Source organism: Streptomyces sp. NPDC001732, assembly GCF_053596315.1.
The window spans coordinates 15,335-36,526 of the sequence record NZ_JBSFFY010000028.1 but is presented as its reverse complement, the minus strand read 5'-3'; the positions used below and the strand labels follow the sequence as shown (position 1 = coordinate 36,526).

At 70.7% G+C, this 21,192-nt stretch carries 21 protein-coding genes; 2 read left to right on the top strand and 19 right to left on the bottom strand.

Annotated features, from left to right (window positions below; translation table 11 throughout):
• Window positions 1-76 precede the first annotated feature (76 nt).
• The 5 genes from ACWCXX_RS24350 to ACWCXX_RS24330 form a co-directional block, all read right to left on the bottom strand.
• A complete protein-coding gene (locus ACWCXX_RS24350) occupies window positions 77-1,888 on the bottom strand; it encodes a BTAD domain-containing putative transcriptional regulator (RefSeq protein ID WP_451130562.1) in 1,812 nt (603 codons plus the stop codon).
• Window positions 1,889-1,920: 32 nt separating this feature from the next.
• Complete coding sequence (locus tag ACWCXX_RS24345; RefSeq protein WP_451130657.1) at window positions 1,921-2,631, bottom strand: IclR family transcriptional regulator; 711 nt, start codon at window positions 2,629-2,631, stop codon at window positions 1,921-1,923.
• 47 nt (window positions 2,632-2,678) lie between these two features.
• Window positions 2,679-3,428: a thioesterase II family protein gene (locus tag ACWCXX_RS24340; RefSeq protein WP_451130560.1), complete on the bottom strand. Its 750-nt coding sequence runs from the start codon at window positions 3,426-3,428 to the stop codon at window positions 2,679-2,681.
• 405 nt (window positions 3,429-3,833) lie between these two features.
• Window positions 3,834-4,724, bottom strand: coding sequence for a LuxR family transcriptional regulator (locus tag ACWCXX_RS24335; protein ID WP_451130558.1), 891 nt, complete (start codon window positions 4,722-4,724; stop codon window positions 3,834-3,836).
• A 54-nt stretch (window positions 4,725-4,778) separates the two neighbouring features.
• The gene (locus tag ACWCXX_RS24330; protein ID WP_451130556.1) at window positions 4,779-5,570 is read right to left on the bottom strand and encodes a hypothetical protein; all 792 of its coding nucleotides are present in this window, start codon (window positions 5,568-5,570) and stop codon (window positions 4,779-4,781) included.
• Window positions 5,571-5,993: 423 nt separating this feature from the next.
• On the opposite strand from ACWCXX_RS24330, the gene ACWCXX_RS24325 reads away from it, so the two are divergent.
• Window positions 5,994-6,755 (top strand): 4'-phosphopantetheinyl transferase family protein, encoded by a 762-nt coding sequence (locus tag ACWCXX_RS24325; RefSeq protein ID WP_451130554.1) that lies wholly within the window; start codon window positions 5,994-5,996, stop codon window positions 6,753-6,755.
• A gap of 370 nt (window positions 6,756-7,125) precedes the next feature.
• Here ACWCXX_RS24325 and ACWCXX_RS24320 read toward each other — a convergent pair whose 3' ends face one another.
• From ACWCXX_RS24320 to ACWCXX_RS24310, 3 genes are all read right to left on the bottom strand, one after another.
• The gene (locus ACWCXX_RS24320; RefSeq protein ID WP_451130552.1) at window positions 7,126-7,530 is read right to left on the bottom strand and encodes an NUDIX hydrolase; all 405 of its coding nucleotides are present in this window, start codon (window positions 7,528-7,530) and stop codon (window positions 7,126-7,128) included.
• Window positions 7,531-7,725: 195 nt separating this feature from the next.
• Complete coding sequence (locus ACWCXX_RS24315; protein ID WP_451130550.1) at window positions 7,726-7,908, bottom strand: SPOR domain-containing protein; 183 nt, start codon at window positions 7,906-7,908, stop codon at window positions 7,726-7,728.
• A gap of 423 nt (window positions 7,909-8,331) precedes the next feature.
• Entirely contained in the window at window positions 8,332-9,261 is a 930-nt protein-coding gene (locus tag ACWCXX_RS24310) for a helix-turn-helix domain-containing protein (RefSeq protein ID WP_451130548.1), read from the bottom strand.
• A gap of 778 nt (window positions 9,262-10,039) precedes the next feature.
• Here ACWCXX_RS24310 and ACWCXX_RS24305 point away from each other — a divergent pair.
• Window positions 10,040-11,998, top strand: coding sequence for an ABC1 kinase family protein (locus ACWCXX_RS24305; protein WP_451130546.1), 1,959 nt, complete (start codon window positions 10,040-10,042; stop codon window positions 11,996-11,998).
• An 84-nt stretch (window positions 11,999-12,082) separates the two neighbouring features.
• Here ACWCXX_RS24305 and ACWCXX_RS24300 read toward each other — a convergent pair whose 3' ends face one another.
• From ACWCXX_RS24300 to ACWCXX_RS24250, 11 genes are all read right to left on the bottom strand, one after another.
• Window positions 12,083-12,925: an ABC transporter permease gene (locus tag ACWCXX_RS24300; RefSeq protein ID WP_451130544.1), complete on the bottom strand. Its 843-nt coding sequence runs from the start codon at window positions 12,923-12,925 to the stop codon at window positions 12,083-12,085.
• A gap of 37 nt (window positions 12,926-12,962) precedes the next feature.
• Complete coding sequence (locus ACWCXX_RS24295; RefSeq protein WP_451130655.1) at window positions 12,963-13,904, bottom strand: ATP-binding cassette domain-containing protein; 942 nt, start codon at window positions 13,902-13,904, stop codon at window positions 12,963-12,965.
• 307 nt (window positions 13,905-14,211) lie between these two features.
• Window positions 14,212-14,958, bottom strand: coding sequence for a 3-oxoacyl-[acyl-carrier-protein] reductase (fabG, locus tag ACWCXX_RS24290; RefSeq protein WP_451130542.1), 747 nt, complete (start codon window positions 14,956-14,958; stop codon window positions 14,212-14,214).
• A 25-nt stretch (window positions 14,959-14,983) separates the two neighbouring features.
• A complete protein-coding gene (locus ACWCXX_RS24285) occupies window positions 14,984-15,469 on the bottom strand; it encodes a 3-hydroxyacyl-ACP dehydratase FabZ family protein (RefSeq protein ID WP_451130540.1) in 486 nt (161 codons plus the stop codon).
• On the bottom strand, window positions 15,466-15,864 hold the full coding sequence (locus ACWCXX_RS24280; RefSeq protein ID WP_451130538.1) for a 3-hydroxyacyl-ACP dehydratase FabZ family protein: 399 nt from the start codon (window positions 15,862-15,864) through the stop codon (window positions 15,466-15,468). Before ACWCXX_RS24280 ends, ACWCXX_RS24285 begins: the two co-directional genes overlap by 4 nt.
• Window positions 15,861-16,124, bottom strand: coding sequence for an acyl carrier protein (locus tag ACWCXX_RS24275; RefSeq protein ID WP_356935148.1), 264 nt, complete (start codon window positions 16,122-16,124; stop codon window positions 15,861-15,863). The genes ACWCXX_RS24280 and ACWCXX_RS24275 overlap by 4 nt, the downstream gene beginning before the upstream one ends.
• A gap of 33 nt (window positions 16,125-16,157) precedes the next feature.
• Complete coding sequence (locus ACWCXX_RS24270; protein ID WP_451130653.1) at window positions 16,158-17,273, bottom strand: beta-ketoacyl synthase N-terminal-like domain-containing protein; 1,116 nt, start codon at window positions 17,271-17,273, stop codon at window positions 16,158-16,160.
• Window positions 17,274-17,374: 101 nt separating this feature from the next.
• On the bottom strand, window positions 17,375-18,325 hold the full coding sequence (locus tag ACWCXX_RS24265) for a beta-ketoacyl synthase N-terminal-like domain-containing protein (RefSeq protein WP_451130536.1): 951 nt from the start codon (window positions 18,323-18,325) through the stop codon (window positions 17,375-17,377).
• A complete protein-coding gene (locus ACWCXX_RS24260; protein ID WP_451130534.1) occupies window positions 18,322-19,461 on the bottom strand; it encodes a beta-ketoacyl-[acyl-carrier-protein] synthase family protein in 1,140 nt (379 codons plus the stop codon). Before ACWCXX_RS24260 ends, ACWCXX_RS24265 begins: the two co-directional genes overlap by 4 nt.
• Window positions 19,458-20,714, bottom strand: a complete 1,257-nt coding sequence (locus ACWCXX_RS24255) for a beta-ketoacyl-[acyl-carrier-protein] synthase family protein (RefSeq protein WP_451130532.1) — start codon at window positions 20,712-20,714, stop codon at window positions 19,458-19,460. Before ACWCXX_RS24255 ends, ACWCXX_RS24260 begins: the two co-directional genes overlap by 4 nt.
• A gap of 132 nt (window positions 20,715-20,846) precedes the next feature.
• Window positions 20,847-21,104 carry an acyl carrier protein gene (locus tag ACWCXX_RS24250; RefSeq protein ID WP_451130530.1) on the bottom strand — a complete coding sequence of 86 codons (258 nt, stop codon included), beginning with the start codon at window positions 21,102-21,104 and terminating at the stop codon, window positions 20,847-20,849.
• Between the last annotated feature and the right edge of the window lie 88 nt (window positions 21,105-21,192).

The window sequence follows — 21,192 nt, the reverse complement described above, 5'->3', positions numbered from 1 at the left end:
CCGCCCCCGGTCACCGCCCCGCCGCCCGGTCACCGCCCCGGGTCACCGGCCCCGGCCCCGCTCCGGATCGTCGCGCTCAGCGGGCGAGCAGTCTGACCAGGGGGGAGCAGCGGTACTCGCAGTACGCCCCCGGCCCCCGTCCGGCGTCGATCTCCAGCAGCCACGCCTCCACCAGCGCGTCCAGCGCCGTCTGGGTCCGCTCCTCGGACCACTGCAGGCGTTTCGCCGCCTGTTCCGCGGTGAAGAAACCGGGTTCCGCGCCGGCCAGTGCGCGCAGCACCGGGCGCAGGCTCGGTTCGAGCTGGAGGATGCTCGTGCGGAGCGCGGCCCGCAGGTCGAGGCTGCCCTCGGACCACTCGTCGTGACCCCCCTGACCCGGGTCCAGCCGGGCCACCAGCCGGGCCACCGGCCACTGCGGCCGGGCCGCGAGCCGGGCCGCGCAGATCCGCAGGGCCAGGGGCAGGCCGTCGCACAGCTCCACCAGGCGCCGGGCCGCCTCGGGTTCGGCGTCGAGCCGGTCCGGGCCGACGACCGACACGATCAGCTGCCGGGCCGCCGCGTCGTCGAGCCGCCCGACCGGTACCGCCCGCACCCCCTCCAGCGAGGCCATCGCGCTGCGGCTGGTGATCAGCATCCGGCAGCTCTCGCCGCTGGCCAGCAGCGGTCGCACCTGCCGGTCGTCCACCGCGTTGTCGAGCACGACCAGGACCCGGCGCCGCGCCAGCACACTGCGGTACAGCTGGGCCCGCTCGTCCAGGGTCTCGGGCAGGTCGCCCCGTACCGGGATCAGCGCCCGCAGGAACGAACCCAGCACGTCCAGCGGGTTCTTGGCGCTGCCGTCCTCCCGGCGCAGGTCGATGTAGAGCTGCCCCTGCCGGAAGTCGTCCCGGCAGGCGTGTCCGGCGCGCACGGCCAGGACGGACTTCCCGGCCCCGGCCGCACCGGTCAGCACGACACCGCGGTGGGAGCTGCCGGAACCGCGCAACCCCTCCAGTACTTCGGTCAGTTCGGCGCCGCGCCCGACGAAGTCGGTGGTGTCCATCGGCAGCATGGCCGGTACCAGTCCGGTCCAGGGGCTCGGTGCCGTGTTGCTGGCGACCGTGAGCGATTCGGCGGCGGCGGGCGCGGCCAGCTCCTCCAGCAGTACCGCCCGGTGCAGTTCGCGCAGCGACGGGCCCGGGTCCACCCCCAGTTCCTGCTGGAGGACCTGGCGGCCCTGCTCGTACACCCGCAGCGCGTCCATCTGCCGGCCGCAGCGGTACAGGGCGGCCATCAGGTGCCCGCGCAACGACTCCCTGGTGGGGTGCTCCGCCACCAGCCGGGTCAGTTCGGGCAACACCCGGCTGTGCCGCCCCAGTTCGAGTTCGGCCTCGATGCGGTTCTCGACCACGGTCAGCCGGGACTCCTCCAGGGCGGGGAGTTCGGCACGGGCCAGGAACTCGGTCACGTCCGACAGCGCGGGGCCGCTCCACAGTTCCAGCGCCGTCCCCAGGCAGGCGGAGGCCTCCGCGTAGCGGTTGTTCAGCAGGTCCTCGCGCCCCTGCTCGGCGAGTTGCCGGAACACCTCCCAGTCGAACCAGGCGTCGCCCAGCACCAGGTGGTATCCCCGGTGCTTGCGCACCAGTCGCAGCCCGGGTCCGCAGATCCGGCGCAGCCGCGAGATGTACGTGTAGAGCTGGGCCGACCGGGTGGCGGGGGGCGCGGCGTCCCACAGCAGTTCGCTGAGCCACAGGTCGGAGACGTACCGGCCGGGCGAGATGAGGAGGGCCGCGAGGACCGTGCGCTGCTTGGCGGCGGTCAGCGGTACGCGTACCCCCGATGCCCACATCTCGGTGGGCCCCAGAATCCTGAACTCCAGCTCGGATCCAGTGCCTTGTCCGAGACTCATTCAGCAGACCACCCGCCCGCAAGAGGCAGGAATCACGTGTCCGACGCCTCGCCGAGGCGCAGCGCCGCGTCGATGACCGCGCTGCCGTACTCCCGGGCCGGCTCCTCGGTGATCAGCCCGACCGGGCCGGACAGACAGAGCGCGGCGACGACCCGGCCGCCCGGCCCGCGCACCGGGGCGGTCAGCTCGGCGAAGCCCTGGCTCCGTTCCCCGAAGCTCTGCGCCCAGCCCCGGCGGCGCACCCCGGCGAGCACGGTGGCGGTGAAACGGGCGCCCACGAGCCCCCGGTACAGCACGTCCGGGTCCTCCCAGGCCAGCAGCACCTGGGCGACCGATCCGGAGCGCATCGGGAAGGCCGTGCCCACCGGCACCGTGTCCGTCGGCATCGTCAGGGACTCCGCGGCGGCCACGCACAGCAGGCGGTCGTCGCACCGGCGGTAGAGCCGGGCGCTGGCCCCGGTCCGGTCGCGCAGTCCCAGCAGTACGGAACCGGCCAGCGACAGCATGCGGTCGCCGTGCTCCACGACCGCCATCTCCCGCAGCCGGGGCCCCAGCAGGAAGCGGCCCCGTCCGTCACGTGTCACCAGGCGCAGCCGCTGCAGCGCCAGTGCCAGCCGGTACGCGGTGGGCCGGGTCAGACCGGTGAGCCGCACGATCCGCGGCACCGAGGCGGGACCGTCCTCCAACACACTCAGCAACAACGATGCCTTGTCCAGGACGGCGACGCCGCTGTCGTGGTCCAGGGGCGAGGACAGCGCGGGGGGCGGGGACGACTGGGACAGGTACATGGTCACCGCGCACCGGCCGGAGATGTGCTGACGGCCCGGATCAGCGCGTCACGCTGCTCGACGAGGTAGAAGTGCCCGCCGGGGAACACCTGTTGGGTGTACCCGTGGGGCGCGACGTCGGCCCAGGCCGACATCTCGGTCTCGGTGATCGAGGGGTCCCGGTCGCCGATGTAGCCGTGGACCGGGCAGCCCACCGGGACGACGGACCGCGGCCCGTAGGTGCCCACGACCGTGAAGTCGGCGCGGATCGCGGGCAGCACCAGGGCGCGCAGCTCCGGGTCGTCCAGCGGGACCCCCTCCGTGCCGCCGAGCCTTCGGACCTCGGCGACCAGCGCGTCGTCGTCCTCCCGGTACAGCGAGGTGGGGGTGAGACGGTGCGGTGCCTTCCGGCTCGACACGTGGAGTCCGTCGAGGCGCACCGAGTGCCGTGCTTCGAGCCGGAGCGCCACCTCGTAGGCCAGCGAGGCGCCCATGCTGTGGCCGAAGAGTGACAGCGGCAGGTCCAGGTGGGGCAGCAGGGCCTCGGTGACCGCGTCCGCCAGTTCCTCCATCCGGAGCATGAAGGGTTCGGCGATCCGGACGTGGCGTCCGGGGTAGTGGGCCACGAGCACCTCGGTGTCCCGGCCGAACTTCTGTCCCCAGAGGTGGAAGTACGCGGCGGAGCCCCCCGCGTGCGGCAGGATCAGCACCCGCCTGCGTGGGGCCACCGCTTCGTATCTGCGGAACCATCCACTGTCGATGCCGGACTTCATCCTTCTTCGCACCTCGCGTCGGCGGTACATCAAACGGTCCGCGGCATGGGGCGGATCCGAATCAACAAGCCTGTTCTAATGCCGGGGTTCCGCTCCGACAACGGGAACTACAGGAAGCTGCCAGCACATAGGCGTCACCGCGCGTCGCTTGCGCGTGGGCGCCGGCACGGCAGCACCCGCCGTACGACGCCGGACGGCGCTCCCCGCGCACGGGCAGGACGGCCGGCCGCACGACACGCACCGAAGGGCACGCGCCGCGTGGCCGGCCGGGTTCCGGGCCGTGACCGGCGGGGAAAGCCCGCCGGAAGGGGCACTGTTGTCGTGCCCGCAATGTCTGCCCGACGGGCCGGAGCCCGCCGGGAGTGACACCGGTGCCGTGTCCGGCAAGACCTGCCGGGAGGCGTACTAGGGCGTGTCGATGGAACCGAGTAATCCCAGTTCCGCCGCTCGCACACCGGCCTGGAACCGGGAGCTGGCCCCGAGCAGCGACATGATCTCGGCGACGTACCGGCGGTAGGTGCGCACGGAGACCGTGAGTTCGCGCGCGGCCACCTCGTCGGTCACGCCGGCCCGCAGCGCTCCCAGGATCTGCCGCGCGAGTTCGGCGCGCGAGTGGTCCCCGAAGGCAATGTGCCCGTCGGCGGGAACGGCGTTGCGCCAGATCCCCTCATAGAGAGTGTTGAGCGTGCGGATGACATCGGGGACACGAATGAGCGAAGCCCTGCGACCGGTGGGCGACTCGGCCGCGACCAGCCCGACCGTCCCGTCGACGATGAGTCCCTGGAGGGGAGGTACCCGCGCCACCCGGACCTCGGCCGGCTGTTCCCGGGCACGCTGGGCCCGGACGAAGTCCTCGTCGATCATGACCGGTGTGCACAACAGCCGGATCCGGACCGCCTCCGGCACCGCGCGGAGCAGTTCGTGCAGCGCGCGTTTGGATTCGGCGCCGCAACTCGGCCCCGCGGCCAGCACCACGTCGATGCTCGTGCGCGTCTGGTGCACCAACTTGCGCGCCTCGGCGACGATCGCTTCCCTGTTGTCGTCCACGGCGGTGATCAGCTGATCCCACGAGACGCGGTCCCGGTGCTGCTCGACCGTCATCTCGATCATCGCCCGGACCTCCAGCAGGGCCCGCTCTATGGCGTCGGCGTGCGGTTCGCTCCCCGGGACTCTGCCCGGTCCCGCTCCGGGTATCTCGTGCCCCGGTACGGGCCGCTCTCTTCCCGCCTCGTCCCGTTCCTGCTCCTTCGCTCTGTTCCCGGCCTGTATCGGCCACGTCTCCGATGTCCTGCTCATCCCCGTTGCCCCCGATTGATTCAGCATTCAGGAGTCACTGCGTCACACGGTGCTTCAGCACCGTTCCAGCAGCCCCAGTTCCACAGCGCGCACGCCCGCCTGGAAGCGGGAGTTCGCTCCGAGTTCACGCATGATCTCCGCGACGTGTCGACGGTACGTGCGCAAGGACACGTCTATCTCGCGTGCGGCTACATCGTCGGTGTGTCCCTCGCGGAGCTTCTCCAGGATCCGGCGCGCGAGAGTGGTGCGCAGGCTGCGGTCCAGGCGGAGTTCGTCGGCGAGGGGGCGGGCGCTCGTCCACGTCCCGGCGAAGAGCAGGTCGAGCGCGCCGACGGCCGCCGGATCGGTGATGATCGCGGCGTGCCTGGTCCCCGACTCGGCCCCCGACTGCACAAGAGCGGTGCGGCCGTCGACGATCAGCGCCTCGCGCAGCTCGCCCTTCGTGATGCGGATCTCAAGATTCGTCTCTCCGAACGCCTCGCAGAAGTTCGGCGACATGTGCAGTGCGCCGCCCGCGGCCAGTAGCCGGACGGCGAGCCGGCTCCGGCCGCCCCGGTCCGCCGACGGCAGGTCCGCGACGGAGGCCGCGAGCGCGGAGCAGACGGCGACCGAGTGGGCCCGGCCTCCCGTCACGGCCACGTGGGCCGAGTAGCGCGCACCCGCCATCAGCTGTCTGATCGCCTCACCGATCGACCGGTCGTCGGCCCGCACCACCAGCGAGGCACCACCGGGTCTCTGACGGTGCAAGGACACCGAGGACTCGATCAGAGCGCGGGCCTGCAGGAGTGCCCGCTCGACATTATCCGCGCATTCCAGGCCCTCCGGAGCATCCGCCACCGTACTCATTTTCGGCCACCCGTCCCCTACTGCGCTGTCCCGGGATGGCAGTTGACCTCGCCAGATTTTAATCCGCCTCGAGGAAGAGCCTTCAACCCATATAAGGTTGAATCAGAAGCCAATTAACGCAAACCCGAGCAACACATATACGCCACGATCAACTTGACCCGACATTAGATCGCCAGGCATGAACCAGTCAACGGCGGTCCAGTCCAAGCGGACCGAGAGGGTCCGCACCATCCCCCTTCTCCGGCCACCTCAAGACCCCTCCCCCCGAAAATGTCAGCAAGCTGCACCCGGGGCCCGAAATCGCATGACTTGCATTCCACTTACGCTGCGGTATGCATGCAGAAGACTACACACCGCGTTCACAACTGTCCCATAGAGGCCACCGTTCCCTCACAGGACCGGTACACGACCTAGGCTCGGCCCGTGAACGAGCCTCTCGCCCCCGCCGTGTCCGAAGCCCTCGTACACGGGTGGCGCGTCGCGAACAAATGGCCCGATCCTGATGCCCTCACCCTGCTCGACGCCGCCGAGCGCGAGCGCCTGAGCCGTATCGCCCACCCCCTTCAGGCCGCCCAGTTCGCCGCCGGCCGGGCGGGAGCGCGGAGCATATTGTCCCGACTACTTCAGGTCAGTCCGCACGAGATCAGGTTTGGGCGGGCCACTTGCCCGGAATGCGGCGACCGCCGACACGGCCCGCCGGTCGTCGACCGCCCCCGGACCCCTTTCCGGATCAGCCTCTCGCACTCCGAGGGCTACTGCCTGTTCGCGATCGCCCAGGTCCCGGTCGGGGTCGACGTGGAGGGCGTGCGGGAGATGGACACCGAGGAACTGGGGCGGATCGCCCTCACCCCCGCCGAGCGGCGCCACGTCCGCTCCTTCCCGCCGGGCCGGGCCCGCCACCGGGCCTTCCTGCGCTGCTGGACCCGGAAGGAAGCGGTCCTGAAGGCCGTCGGCACCGGTATCGCGGGGGACCTGACCGCCGTCGAGACCCGTCCCGGCGCCCCCGGCCCCGCGACGGTGACGGCGGGCGTCGAGGGGGCCCCCGGGTCCTGGACCGTGAGCGACCTCGCCACCCCCGGGGAGTGGGTTGCAACCGTGGCGGTACCTTCGCACGTCCTCATGACCGTGCGGCTTCGCCATCTGCCAGCAGTTCCGTTTTCAATTTCCCCGGATCCCAACCAATGAACAAGGCTCAACTTACCCCGGAGGCATGCATTTTTCGGGGTCTCGACCAATGGCGCGGCCCCGCCGCGTCCCGGCGTCCTCGATAACGGGTTACGCAATACCGCGTTCCGTGGAAGTACGGCAGAAAAACACCTCGGCGACGACTGCTGTCACCGTTCACGGGGATGATTGACCCGGTGCTTCTCCGCCCCGCGCCGCGATTAATGCACCTACGTTCAAGAAATTCGCCCGGCCGCCTCTTCCGGGGCGCCGGAAATCTATACGGCACACGCAATTGACATGCGTCCGACATCCGGATTCGCAACACCGCGGAAGGGGCGTGGATCCGGCCCCGGTCCGGATCCACGCGGGCGGCGACGGCCGGGACGGCTCAGACCAGCGCGCCCGACGCCTTGAGGTCGTCGAAGAGAAGCTGGTCGACCGGCGGGACGAGGGGCCGGTCCGCGTAGGAGAACCAGGCCATCTCCTCGATCTCGTTGCTGACGGCCAGCGTCCCGCGGTAGTCGCCGACGTAGCAGCTCATGCGCACCATCACACCGTCCGGCTGGCCGTGCGCCTGCGCCTCGTACGTCCCCAGGTGCGACACCGTGGCCGGGAGGATGGTCACGGCCAACTCCTCCTCGACCTCGCGGAGCAGGGTCTCCAGGTCGGTCTCCTGCCCCTCCCGCTTCCCACCGGGGATGTAGAAGGCGTCCTTCCCCCGCGAACGCGCGCAGAGAATCCTGCCGTTCTCCACCCGCACCCATGCCACCGTGTCGATCAGGCCCGACATCATTCCGCCTTCGCTCGTGCATTACCTGGCGGACAGGACCTTAAGGGGGCACAACGCACGGACGGGGTGCGGGGTGGTGCGGCCGGCGGGCGAACCCGTCGCCGCGTGACCGGCCGCGCGCCGGAACACAACACCCGCGCCGGGGCGGGACGTCGAACCGCCGCCACCCGTGGGGCGGCGGCGGTTCGGCGGGACGGTCTACGGCCGGGCGCTCTGGCCCACCCGCTCCACCCAGTAGAGCTGCTTGTGTCCGTGCTCGTCGAGCCTGTCGGCCATCTGCTGGGCCTCGCCCTGCGTGGCATACCTGCCGACGCGGTAGCGGTTGCCGTTGTCGTCCTGCCGTATCACCAGCCACGGGAGCGCCGCACTGCTGTCGCTCATCGCGCCCCTCCCCAACATCGCGTCCCTCCCTCGAACGGCATGCACGTCTCCAAAGATCCCCAGGAATCCGCAGTACGCATATGCCCGAGCCTACGCCTGACCTTCACGCAACGGATACGGAATTACACAAAGAGACACCGATCCGGGGCAGAAGGCGCCCCGCGACGAAGCCGGCACGGGGCGTGGGAACGGGGCGTGGGAACGGGGCGCGGGAGGGGGCAGGGAGCCGGTGGCATCCATCGGCCGGGCGGGGAAGGGGACGGCCGCCGGGCGCGACGGCGCGTCTCCGCGCCGTCGCGCGCCCGCGGCACCCACCGGTGCCCCGCGCGGGGAGAGACCGGCCGGGGACGGACGGCGGAACGTCCGAGGATCCCGTCGGCGGCCTCCGGCCGGGGCGTGTTCCCGGCGCGGGACACCGGTTGTTCAGATGAGGCCGACCTGCATGGCGCGGGCCCCGGCCTGGAACCTGCTACGCGCGTCAAGTGCCGTCATGGCGGACGCCACGTCGTTGCGCACGGTGCGGACGCTGCACCCCAGCCGACGGGCGATCGCGTCGTCGGTGAAGCCTTCGGCCAGCAGCCGCAGGACGACCTCCGACCGGGGCCTGCGCGTCGCGGCGACGGGCTGCCGGCCCGTCTGCCGGACGGTCGCCCCGCGGTCCCAGAACCGCTCGGCGATGGCGCACAGCCGCTCCAGCTCTGCGGGGGACCGCACGACGCGCACCCCTTCGGCCTCGTCCACGACCACCGCGACAGCGTTGTCCAGGATCATCGCGCGCGGCGGAACCGTGCCCACCGAGCGCAGCGCCGCGCCCTCCTGCGTCAGCCACTGGGCGTGTGCCATGGCGGCCGGGGTCTGGAGCACCGAGGACGCCCATACGGACCGGAACCGCGCACCGCGTCGCAGCACCATGTCCACGACGGGGCGGGAGAACTCGAAACCGCCCTCGCTGTAGCCGGGCACGAGGAACATGACCTCGCGCTCGACCTTGGCGACCATGCGCTCGATCGTGACGGAGACGTCGTTCCGGTTCTCGCCGGAGCCGGCGTCACCGAGGCGCTCCGACTGCTCGTGCAGGGCGATGAACCTGCCGATCTGGACCGGGCAGGGCTGCGGCGTGCGCCCCTCGCGCATCCGGGAGGCCAGCAGCGCCGGCAGGGCTATGCACGGCTCGACGGCGCGGAAGGTGTCCCCTTCCTCCCCCGTGCCACTGGCGAGCCCCTCGGTCCTCAGTGCGTCCAGCGTCTGCATCACCTGGTCCGCAGGCCACTCCAGGGCCTGCGCCAGTTCCTGCGTCCGCCACGTCCCTCGCTGGAGCAGTCTCCGGTAGAGGAGCTCCGAGCGCGCGTCCAAACCGATCCCCGTGTCCGCCACATCGACCTCTCGGCAGTTTCCTGCTGGCGGACGAACCTCCGCCTGCTCTGTTGTGGTCAACTTAGGCCGCGTCCAGGGGGCTCACCGTGTCAGCGGGCCGGTTTCGACAGCTTGGTGCCATGGCCGTACAAGTTTCTCCGACCTCATGGCCGGGTAGGTGGAACAACAGGCCATCTGCCGAGGGGCGTTTCCTGCCTTCCCGGAAGGGCGGATGCCTTTGCGGACAAGGCACCGCAGCTCCCCTGTTTTCGCCGGTTCCGAACGGGACCGCGGGCGCCCCGTGTCCTCCTCCGGGCGCCGGCCCGCTCCTTCGCCCCGTCCGCCCGGTTTCCCCCGCCCCGGCGCCGGGCCGCGCCGGCGCCGCCCCTCTTCCGCGGGCCGGTCACCGAACGGCGACCGCGGAGGCCGGAAGTGACATAGTTCTTGCTCCCGCCCGTTGCGGACCGCGGATGACCGAAGCCTTCACGAAACCGGCACCGGTACCGCCCCGGGCACGGCCTGCCCCAGGGAGACGACACAACAGAATGTGACACCGGTCGGACTCCCGTACAACACGGCCTGCACGTTCTTGCGGGTATGCCGCTCCGCCCGCGACCGCGGTTCCCCGCGGGACCGACCGGCGAACGGAGGCCGGTGCCGCGGACAATGACCGACAGCCAGGAGAACTGCGCACCGGCGGAACCCGGCGGCCCCGGCCCGCCGGCGGCGCAAGGACCCCGTACCCGCACGCGGACTCCGGTCCGGGAAGGCACAGCCCATGCAGCACACAGCGTTCCTGTTCCTCATACCGATCCTCTTCGTGTTCACGCTGGTCGGCCTCTCCATGGGCGCCAGGCGCTTGCTCGGCATAAGAATCGGTAAGATCCGGGCCGCGATCGGGGGAACCGTCGGTGTTCTGGCGACGATGCAGATCATCGCGGTCATGGGGCCGAGCAGCCACCGGCCCGCGATGACCTCCGTGCAGGTGGGCTGCGGCGTTCTGGTCACCATGCTGTTCCTCGCCGTCTCCGAGGTCCTGCTGCCCAGCAGTGTGCTGTCCGACCTCGTCCGGCTGCCCGGCATGATGCGCCGCCGGGTGGCGCGTACCCGGCGTTACGCGGAACTCAGCGCCATAGCCATGCGCAACGGCCTCTCGCCGTCCCTGCGCAGTCTCGCCCGAGCCGGTTCGAAGGGAAGCACCGAGGGCCGCCGGCATTCCGCACGGCAGCTGCGGGTGGCGCTGGAGGAGGCCGGTGCTACGTTCGTGAAGCTGGGCCAGATGCTGTCCACCCGCTACGACCTCCTCCCCGCCGAGTACATCGAGGAGTTCTCCAAGCTCCACCACCAGGCGACGGCCGAACCGTGGGAACGGGTGCGGGAAGTGCTGGTCCAGGAACTGAACATCGACCCGGAGACGGTCTTCGCCGACTTCGACCGGGAACCGCTGGCCGCGGGGTCGATGGCCCAGGTGCACCGGGCCCGGCTGGCGAAGGGCCAGGAGATCGCGGTGAAGGTCCAGCGCCCCGGCGCCGAACTCGTCGTCGAACGCGACCTGGACATACTGCTCCGGATCGGCCGCAAGCTGGAGGAGCACACGAGCTGGGCGCAGAGCCTGGGCCTGTGCGACCTGATCAACGGCTTCGCCGTCTCGCTCCACGAGGAGCTGGACTTCCGGACCGAGGCCCGCAACATGGCCGCCATCGCCGCGGGCGCCGCGGAACCGGGCGCCACCAGCACCCTGCGGATGCCGCGGGTGTACGAGGAGTACAGCACCGGGCGGGTGCTGACCCTGGAGTGGCTGGACGGGGTCCCGCTCACCTCCATCGGCGACGCACTGGCCGAACGCGACCTGGACGGCGCGGCGCTCGCCCGGCAGTTGATGGAGTGCGTCCTCGAACAGATCATGCTCGGCGGGGTGTTCCACGCCGACCCGCACCCGGGGAACGTACTGCTGCTGAGCACCGGCGAGCTGGGGCTGCTCGACTTCGGTTCGGTGGGCCGACTGGACCGGACGATGCGCTCCGCGCTGCGCGACCTGCTGCTCGCCATCCACCGCAACGACCCGACGGCGCTCAGCGACGCGCTGCTGGAGGTCGTCGACCGTCCGGAGCAGATCGACGAGCGCATGCTGGAGCGGTCGTTGGGGAGGTTCATGGCGCGGTACCTGGGCGCCGGCAGCAAGCCGAACCGGGAGATCTTCTCCGAGCTGTTCCTGCTCGTCGCCCGGCACGACCTGACCGTCCCCCCGGAGATCGCGGCGACCTTCCGGGCGCTGGCCACCGTGGAGGGGACCGTCGAGCGGCTGGTGCCGGACTTCGACATCGTCGCGCAGGCGCGGGCGTTCGCCGCCTCCCGGGTCCAGGAGCAGATGAGCTACCGGCGGATCAAGGACTCGCTGGTGGAGGAGGCGATCTCGCTCACGTCCGTGATGCGCCGACTGCCCCGACGGGTGGACCGGATCAGCAGCGCCCTGGAGGGCGGCCGACTGGGCGTGCAGATCCGGCTGCTCGCGGACGAACGCGACCGGCGCTTCCTGCGCGGTCTCGTCCATGACGTGCTGCTGTCGTTCATCGGCGGCATCATCGCGCTGGTCGGTGCCGTACTGCTGAGCATCGACAGCAAACCGACGATCATCGGCTCCGTCTCCCTCAGCCAGCTGATCGGCTACAACATGCTGGTGATCAGCTGCATTCTGGTGCTCCGGGTGGTCTTCTCGATCACCCGGGGCAGGGGATGAGCACGCGAAACGGCCGGGAGGCGAGGTGTCTCGCCTCCCGGCCGGGGCCGGTGAGAACCAGTCGTAAGTCTCCGTAGCCGAAGGTCACAGCACCCGGAAGGAGCGGTTCGCGATGGGGGCGCAGACCGCCACCAGGACGCAGGAGACACCCACGGTGGTGAGCAGTTCCGTGAGCGAGGTCTGCCCGGCCACCATGCCGCGCATCGCGTCGTTGGCGTAGGAGATCGGGTTCGCCTCGGCGACCACTCGCAGCCAGACCGGCATCGACTTCGGGTCGACGAACGCGTTGGAGGCGAACAGCAGCGGGAAGGTGCACAGCGTGGTGATCATGCGGAGCACGTCGCCGTTGCGCAGCACGGCGGCCAGCGCGATGAAGATCCAGCTCATGGACCAGCCGACGAACAGGCTCAGGAAGATCGATCCGGCCGTGCCGAGGACGCCGCCGGGCGGGTCGAAGTCGAAGATCAGCGCGGCCAGTACGGCGACGGCGATCAGCTGGTAGAGCGCCCGTGCGGCGTCCGCGAGGCTCCTGGCCAGCAGCACGCTGAACCGGGAGATCGGCATCGTGTGGAACCGGGTGATCACGTCGTTGCGCAGGTCGTTGATGAGACCGTTGCCCGCCTGGGCGCCTGCGGCGACCGAGGTGATCATCATGATCGCGGGGGCCAGGCCGGCGATGTAGGAGAGGCCGTTCTGGGGCGTCTCCGACTCGCCGAGCACCTTCAGCACACCGCCGAACATCAGCAGCATGACCAGCGGCTCGATGAACGTCACGATGAGCACGCCGGGCTGCAGATACGGCCGTATGGAGCGGCCGGTGAGCGCGATGGTCTGGGTGAACAGGCTGCTGCCGCCCCACTGTTCGGCCGCGTTCCCCCGGGTGGGCGCCGTCGGTCGGGGGGTTGTCTCGGCGTCGATGACCGTCATCGGGACGCTCCTTCTTCGGTGAGAGTGATCGGGACGGTCACGCGGACACCGGCTTCCTGGTGGCCTCGTGGGTCAGCGTCAGGTAGACGTCGTCCAGGGTCGGCTCGGTGAAAGCGAGTTCGGCGATCTCGGTGTCGGCGTCGCTCAGGATGCGCACGACGACCGCGAGGTCGGCGGCGGCGGCCACGGGGGCGGTCACCGCCGTCCCCGACTCCTGCGGGGTCGCCCGGATGCCGGCGGCCTCCAGGGCCTTCACCGCGGTGCGGACGTCGGACTCCGACGCCAGGGTCACGGTCACCATCCGCTGGCCGACCTCGGACTTGAGCTCGGTGGGGCTGCCCTCCGCGATCACGCTTCCCTTGGACAGCACGGTGATCTGCTCGCAGAGCCGGTCGGCCTCTTCGAGGTACTGGGTGGTGAGCAGCACGGTCGTGCCGTCCTTGGCCAGGCGCTCGATGGTCTCCCACACACCGATCCGGGAGTTCGGGTCCAGTCCGGTGGTCGGTTCGTCGAGGAAGATCACCCGGGGGCCGCCGACGAGGCTCGCCGCGATGTCCAGCCGCCTGCGCATGCCGCCCGAGTACTGGAGCACGGGGCGCGTCGCCGCGTCCGTCAGCTCGAACATCTCCAGGAGTTCATCGGCGTGGGCCAGCGCCTGCCGCCTGCTCGCGCCCAGCAGGCGGGCGACCAGGGCCAGGTTCTCCCGTCCGTTGAGCTGCTCGTCGACGGAGGCGAACTGGCCGGTCAGCCCGATGCAACGGCGGACTTCCTTCGGGTCGGCGACCACGTCGAACCCGGAGATCCGCGCGGAACCACTGGTCGGCGGCAGCAGCGTGGACAGAATGTGCACCAGGGTGGTCTTGCCGGCGCCGTTGTGGCCGAGCAGACCGTGGATCGAACCCTCGGGAACCGAGAGGTTCACCCCGCCCAGTGCCGCGACGTCACCGAACGACCTTTTTACGTCGATTGCCTCAATCATGGGCTTGGCCACGTGCTTGGCCTCCGTTGCTGTCTCCCGTGGCCCGGTGGCAGGCCCCGGTTCGGTTGCGGGCTCGAAATGGCCACCGGCGCCGGGTGGCCATAGTAAAAGTGCGCGACCGTCGGTACCGGCGCGCTGCAGGTTGCGGAAATCCGCCTCACAACATGTCGGAAGGGACTTCCTGGAAAACCTTCGTTCCAGCCGGACGGGCCGCAACGACGAGGGGCCCGGTGTCCTGCGCGCGTTCGGGTCCGCGCAGGGCACCGGCCGCGTCGGTACGGCCCTCCGGCTCGTGCTCGACCGGCTATCAGATGGTGATGCCGCCGTCGATCTGGAACACCGAGCCGGTGATGTAGCCGGCCCGGTCGCTCGCCAGGTAGGCGACGAGGTCGGCGACCTCCTCCGCCCGGCCGAAGCGGCGCAGGGCGATCTGCTTCGCCGCGTCCTTCTTGACCTTGTCGGAGAGTTCGGCCGTCATGTCGGTCTCGATGAACCCCGGAGCCACCACGTTGGCCCGGATGTTGTACCTGCCGACCTCCTTGGCGAGCGCCTTGGAGAACCCGATGATCCCCGCCTTGGAGGCGGAGTAGTTGGACTGCGTCGCGTTGCCGTATACGCCGGCGACGGAGGACACGTTGATGATGGTGCCGGACTTGCGCTTCATCATCTCGAAGATGACCGCGCGGCAGACGTGGTAGACACCGTCGAGGTTGGTGTCCAGGACGCCGTGCCAGTCCTCGTCGGACATGAGCAGCAGCGGGTTGTCGCGGGTGATGCCCGCGGAGCAGACCGCCACGTCGACGGGGCCGAGGTCGGACTCCGTCCGGGCGACCCAGTCCTTGACCGAGGCGGCGTCGGTCACGTCGGCCCGTACGGCCAGTGCGCGTCCGCCGAGTTCGGTCGCCTCCTTCTCCAGCTCCAGCGCGGCCTGCTCGTTGGACTGGTAGCAGAAACTGACGTCGTATCCATCGGCCGCGAGCCGCAGTACGACGGCCCGGCCGATCCCTCGCGATCCCCCGCTCACCAGGGCGACCGGCACTCGCTTCTCTGTCATGGCATTTCTCCTGGTTGACTGCCGGTCAGGCGGACGCTGCTCCGGCGGGTTCGGGGTCGAGCTGTTCCTCGGGGCGGAAGGCCACCGTGATCGCGCCGATGGTCAGCACCGGCTCGTCACCGACCCGGCTGCTCCCTTCGAAGATCACCGTGTCGTTCACCGCGCGCTGCAGCCGGACGTGGTGCTCGACCACCTCGCCGGGGAACACCTGCCGGTGGAACTCGACGTCCCGCATGGAGCCGAACAGCATGGTCTGGTCGGGGTCCGGCCCGCCGGCCAGCCGGGTGGCCAGCAGGCCCGCGGTCTGGGTCCAGGACTCGACCAGCAGGAACTGCGGATAGGCGAAGTCCGCCTCCGAGGGCTGCGGACCGAGCCGGGCGTACCACGGTTCGTTGAGCGTGACGGCCTTGACCGAGCGGATGTCGTCGGCGCCGGTGGACAGGACCCGGTCGACCAGCAGCATCGGGTAGCGATGCGGCAGCATGGTGCGGATTCCGGCGGAAGTGATCATGCCGTCGCCCCGTTCCGGTAGCGGAGGCGGACCGACGCGGCCTGGCCGCGGGCGGTCTCCACCTTCGCGTTGCAGCGCCAGTCGGTGCCGCGCGGCACCCAGGTCAGGTCGATCTCCAGCACGTCGCCGGGGCGGACCGCGGACAGGAACCGGCTGGACTCCACGGCGGCCAGTTCCGGTCGGTCGGCCCCGGGCGGCGGTGCGGACTCCGCGGCGCCGCGCACGCACTCCAGCACGCAGACGCCGGGGAAGATCGGGAAGTGCGGGTAGTGCCCGGCGAAGACCGGTTCGTCCTCGGTGATCTCCACCGAGAACCGGGCCGACCACTTGCCCGTGCTCGCGTCGGGACCCGGTTCCCGCACCACCCGCCGGCCGGCCAGGACCGGACTGATCACGAACGCTCCCGCAGCTTGCGGAGGACCTCGTCGTAGGCGCTGCCCAGCGTCCGTACCGAACGCATCTCGTCCTCGGCGAACTTGATGCCGTACTTCCGCTCCAGCACCACGACGACCTCCAGGGCCATCAGCGAGTCGACCCCGAGCTCGTCCACGAAGTCCGTGTCGTCGCCCACCTCGGTCACATCGGTGTCGATGGTCTCGGCGAGCAACGCCCGCAGCTCTTCCCGATCGAGCCGGGCCACCGCGTCGATTGACATGTTCTTCTTTCCTGTCTTCCGTGGATTGCTCGGTCAGTTGGCGAGCAGGCGCAGTACGGCACAGGCGACGATGCCGTCGTCGTCCACCGAGGAGACGAGGGCGATGCTGCCCGCGGGCGCCTCGCCCTGTCCGGCGAGGCTCAGCAGGGACCCGACCTGGAACGCCGCGGAGGCTCCCGAGGTGTCCCCGATGCCGGCCAGGGACGGGGCCCGGTCCAGTGCCCGTGCGCCGAAGCGGGCGGTGAGCACCTCGCGCTCCTGCTCGCCGACGCAGCCCGCCAGTTCGGAGGCCGAGACCGCCCACACGTCCTCGGTGTTGACCTCGCTCCGCTTCAGGACGCCGTCGACGCAGGCGTCGAGCACCGGGCTCAGTTCGGTGCCGAAGAACACCCGGGACTCCACGGCCAGCACCTCGGCCAGGGCCGGGCCGTTCTGTCCGGCCACGGACGCGGACTCGACCATGAACATGGCGCAGCCCTCGCCGAGCATCGCGCCGGCCGCGTCCTCGCGCCGCCGGTGGTGGTCCAGCCACGCCCGCGCGTTCGAGAACTCCTCGACGGCACCGCACAGCACCGTCTCGGCGCGGCCGGAGCCGAGCAGCCCGCCCGCGTAGCTCAGCGCGGACAGCCCGGCGATCCGGCCGCCGGCGATGGTGGTGTTCGGCCCCTTCAGCTTGTGCCAGATCGCGCACTGCCCGGCGGCGCAGTTCATCACCGCGTTGGGCATCAGCGAGGGGTCCACGTAGAACGGGCGCTCGCCGACCAGCGAGGCGCGGGTGAAGTCCATCATGCTCTGCGCGCTGCCGGTGGTCGTGCCCAGCACCAGGGCGGTCTCCTCGTCGCCGCCCCTGCGCCGGCCCTCGCAGTCCCGCAGCAGGTCACGGACGGCGGTGACGGCCAGTCCGGTCACCCGGTCCATCGACCGGGTGCCCTTCTTGCCGAGGACCTCGCGCAGGGAGAAGCCGGGTACCAGACAGGCGCGGCTGTCCGGGGCGGCCCACTCCTCGGCGTCCAGCCGGGACGACGTGTCCTTGCCGGCCAGAATGCCGGTCACGAACTCGTCCTTGCCGATGCCGTGGGGCGACACCGCGGACCACGCGGTGATCACCGGCCTGTTCAGGGTCGCAGACGCGCTCGCCGAAAGGGTCATGGTCACATTCCGTCCTGCTCAGTGTGCTGGTGCCGGGAGGGGTACGGGTGCCGTGACCGGCACGGTCCGCCCGGGAGGGCACCAGAAGCCGATGGTTTCCTTCAGACCGCGACCGGCTCGGAGGCCGTCGGGGCGGGCGGGCGCAGCACCAGTGCCGCGCTGCCGTCGTCGTCGTCGCTGCCCGCGACCAGGAACACCGGTCCCCCGGTACGGGAACCGAAGCCGCCGATCGCCGCCGCGCACTGCACGACACCGAGCGCTCCGGACAACTCGCCCCAGGTCGCGGCGAGATCGTGACCGGGCAGCCCGGACGGCAGCGAGCCGGCCGCGTCGCCCGGGGCGAACCAGCCGACGAGGGAGTCGGGTTCACCGGCGGCGAGCCGCGCGAAGTTGTCGGCCACGCGCGCTCCGCGGGCGTGGCCGCCGAGCTCCGCGTGGACCGTGGCGCCGCGCGCCTCGGCCACGTCGGCACGCTCCAGCACCAGTGCCGCGCCGCCGTCGGCGACCGGGCCGCCCACGAGCTCGCGCACGATCTCGTTGTCCGGCTCCACACCGACCACGACCGCCTGGTCGGCGCGGCCCGAGCGCAGCAGGGCCGCGCCCCAGCGCACCGCGTCGAGGCCGGAGGTCGGCCCGTTGCACACCATCAGGTTGGGGCCGTGCAGCTTGAACCTGATCGCGATCTCGGAGGCGATGATGTTGCTGGACGCGTTCGGGGTGTCCATCGGGCTCAGCCCGCGGGTGCCCTCGTCCGCGATGGTCTTCGCCACCCGGCAGACCGTGTCCACGTTGCCCAGGTTGGAGCTGACCAGAACCGCCACCCGGGTGCTGTCGGTGGTCAGTTCGCCGTCGCTCAGCAGCCCCGCGTCGGTCAGCACCCGCTGTCCGGCCACCAGCCCGAGCTGGGTGGCGCGGTCCTTGTAGCGCAGCCCCTTCTTCCCCAGGACGGCGGCCGGTTCGACCGCGTCCCCGGGCTGCCGGGCCGCCGCCAGGGCGGCCGTGGAGTCGGCACCCGGAAGGGCGACGCCTACGCCGGTGATGAAGATCCTCATGGTGCCTCGACAATCGCCACGGCGTTGATCCCGCCGAACCCGAATCCGTGTACCTGTGCGAGCGAGACCTGGTGCTTGGCCTCCTCGTCGCGGACCAGCCGGAGGCCGGCGGCCTGCTCGATCGGCTCCTCCAGCCCGACCAGCGGCGGAACCTTGCCCGTCGCCATCGTCTGCAGGGCGACGACGAGACTCAGCAGACCGGCCGAGCCGCTGGTGTGTCCGGTCATCGGCTTGATGCCGGTCACCACCGGGACGCCCGCGTCCTCGCCGAAGACCTCGACGTAGGCCGATGCCTCGACCAGGTCGTTGAGCGGGGTGCCGGTGCCGTGCAGCATCAGCAGGTCGATGTCGGCCGGCCGGGTGCCCGCGTGCCGGTGCGCCTGCCGGATCGCCTCGGCGACCTGCTCCTGGTCGGGGGCGGTGGGGTGCTTGGCGTCGCAGGTCATCCCGACTCCGCGCAGCCTGCCCCACAGTCGGCCGCCGGACCACGGGAGGTCCTCGCGGCGCAGCACGACGGCGGCGGCGCCGTCGCCCAGGATCGTGCCCTTGCGGTTGACGTCCAGCGTCCGCAGGGCGGGGGGCGGTTCCGGCTGGACCCGGTCGGCCAGGCCGAACATGCTCTCGGTGATCGAGTCGACGCCCGCGACGATCACGGCGTCCGCCTCGCCGAGCGCCAGCATGTCCGCGCCCAGCGCCAGTGTGTACAGGGAGGCGGAGCACGCGTTGGAGAAAGTGTGCGTGTCGGCCGTGCCGAACCGCTCCCGCAGCGCGGTGCCGAAGTGCAGCTGCTCGGCGCCGAAGGGCACGCCGTCGCGCCACCACAGCTCGGCCGACCGCAGCTCGCGCAGTCCGGTGCCCACGAGCACCGGGTAGTCCGACAGGTCGTCGCCGAGCCCCGCCGCCTCGGCGGCCTGGCCGACGGCCTCCAGGAGGAAGCCGGTCGCCCGCAGGGTGCGGTCCTTGCCCGACTCCGGCCGGTCGTCGATCTCGAACAGCCGGGTCCCGTTGTACAGGTCGTGGTCGAAACCGCGCATCGGGCCGAGCCCGCCGCGTCCGGCACACAGGCTCTCGAAGATCTCGTCCGCGTCCCGGCCGATGCTCGCGACCGCGCCGACTCCGGTGATGGGCAGCCTCACCGCTCACCGTCCTGGTACTTGCCGAGGATCACGATCGCGTTGTTGCCGCCGAAGGCGAGCCCGTTGTTCTGCACGATGCGCAGGTCCGCCTCGACGGACTGGTTGGGCACGCAGTCGATCTCGCACTCGGGATCGGTCTCGCGGTGGTTGATGGTCGGGGGGATGAAGCCGTGGTAGGCCGACAGGGCACAGGCGATCGCGGCGAGCGCGCTGGCCGCGCCCATCGTGTGGCCGAGCATCGACTTCAGCGAGACGGTGCGCGGCGGGGTGTCGCCGTACACGTCGTGGATCGCCCGCGACTCGGTGACGTCGTTGGCCTTGGTGCCGGTGCCGTGGGCGGAGATCAGGTCGACCTCCTGCGCCTTCACACCGGCGTTCTCCAGGGCGATCTCCATGCACCGGGCGACGCTCGCCTGGTTGGGGGCGACCTGGTGGTACGCGTCGCAGTTCATGCCGTAGCCGAGCACCTCGGCGTAGATGCGCGCCCCGCGGGCCCGCGCGGAGGCGAGGCTCTCCAGCATCAGCACGCCGGCGCCCTCACCGGTCAGGATGCCCTTGCGCTCGGAGTCGAACGGGCGGCAGACGTCGGGGGCGATGGTGCCGAGCCGGTAGAAGCCGGTGAAGGTCTTGCGGCACATCGCGTCGGCGCCGCCGCAGAGCGCGTAGTCGACCGCGCCGGAACGGATGGCGTCGAAGCCCTGGCCGATCGCGTAGTTGCCGGCCGAGCAGGCGGTGGCGATGGTCACCGCGTCGACGTTGGACAGCCCGAGTTCCTGGGCGGCGGCGATGGACAGCCGGTTCGGCGACACCCGGCGGGCGGCGAGCGGCTCCATGGCCTCGGGACCGGAGTTGACCTCGGTCTCGACCAGCTGGTCGAGGTCGTAGGACTCCCCGTCGGTGGTCCCGATGGAAATCATGCCGCGCTTGGTGCGCAGCGAATCGAGGTCGACACCGGCGGCCTCGACGGCCATCCGGGCCGCGGCGACCGAGAACTGCGTCGCCCGGCCCAGGGTCTCGACGGGCAGGTTGTGGATCCAGCGTTCCGGCTCGGCCCCGGTGATCTCGCACCCGTTGGCGTGCGCGAAACCCTCGGTGTCGAACACGGTGATCGGCTTCGCGCCGCTGCGACCGGCGCGCAGGCCCTCGGCGAATTCATCGGCACCCACGCCGATGCTGGAGAACACGCCGAACCCGGTCAGTACGACCCGGGACGCCGCGTCGTCGCGCATCGCGTCAGAAAGGCTCTCAGACATCAATCTCCCTCAGTACGGCGTGGTTCACCACGGAAAGGGGGGTCGGGGACCGGCGCCGGCGGACCGGGCCGGGACGGAGAGCCGGCGGTGTACCGCTGGCTCTCCGTCTGCCCGCTTCCGGCCGGGGTCCGCCTACTTGGCGTTGATGGACTCCTGGACGACGGCGTAGACGCCATCGAGGTTGACCATCCGCTCCAGCTCGGACTGGTCGATCGTGACCTTGAACTCCTTCTCGAGGCCCGCGAGGATCTCGATGGCCCGGAGCGAGTCGGCGCCGTACTCCTCCTTGAAGAGACCGGCGTCGGTCACCTCGTCCTCCTCGAGCTCGAGGATGTCGCAGACGATCTCCTTGATGCGGGCCTGGTTCTCAGCGGTGATGGTGGTGGACATGTGAATCACTCTCTGTTCGTGGAATGGGTCGTGCGTTCATCGGTTGGTACTCGGCGGACCGTCGGTGCGACCGGCGGACCGCCCGTTC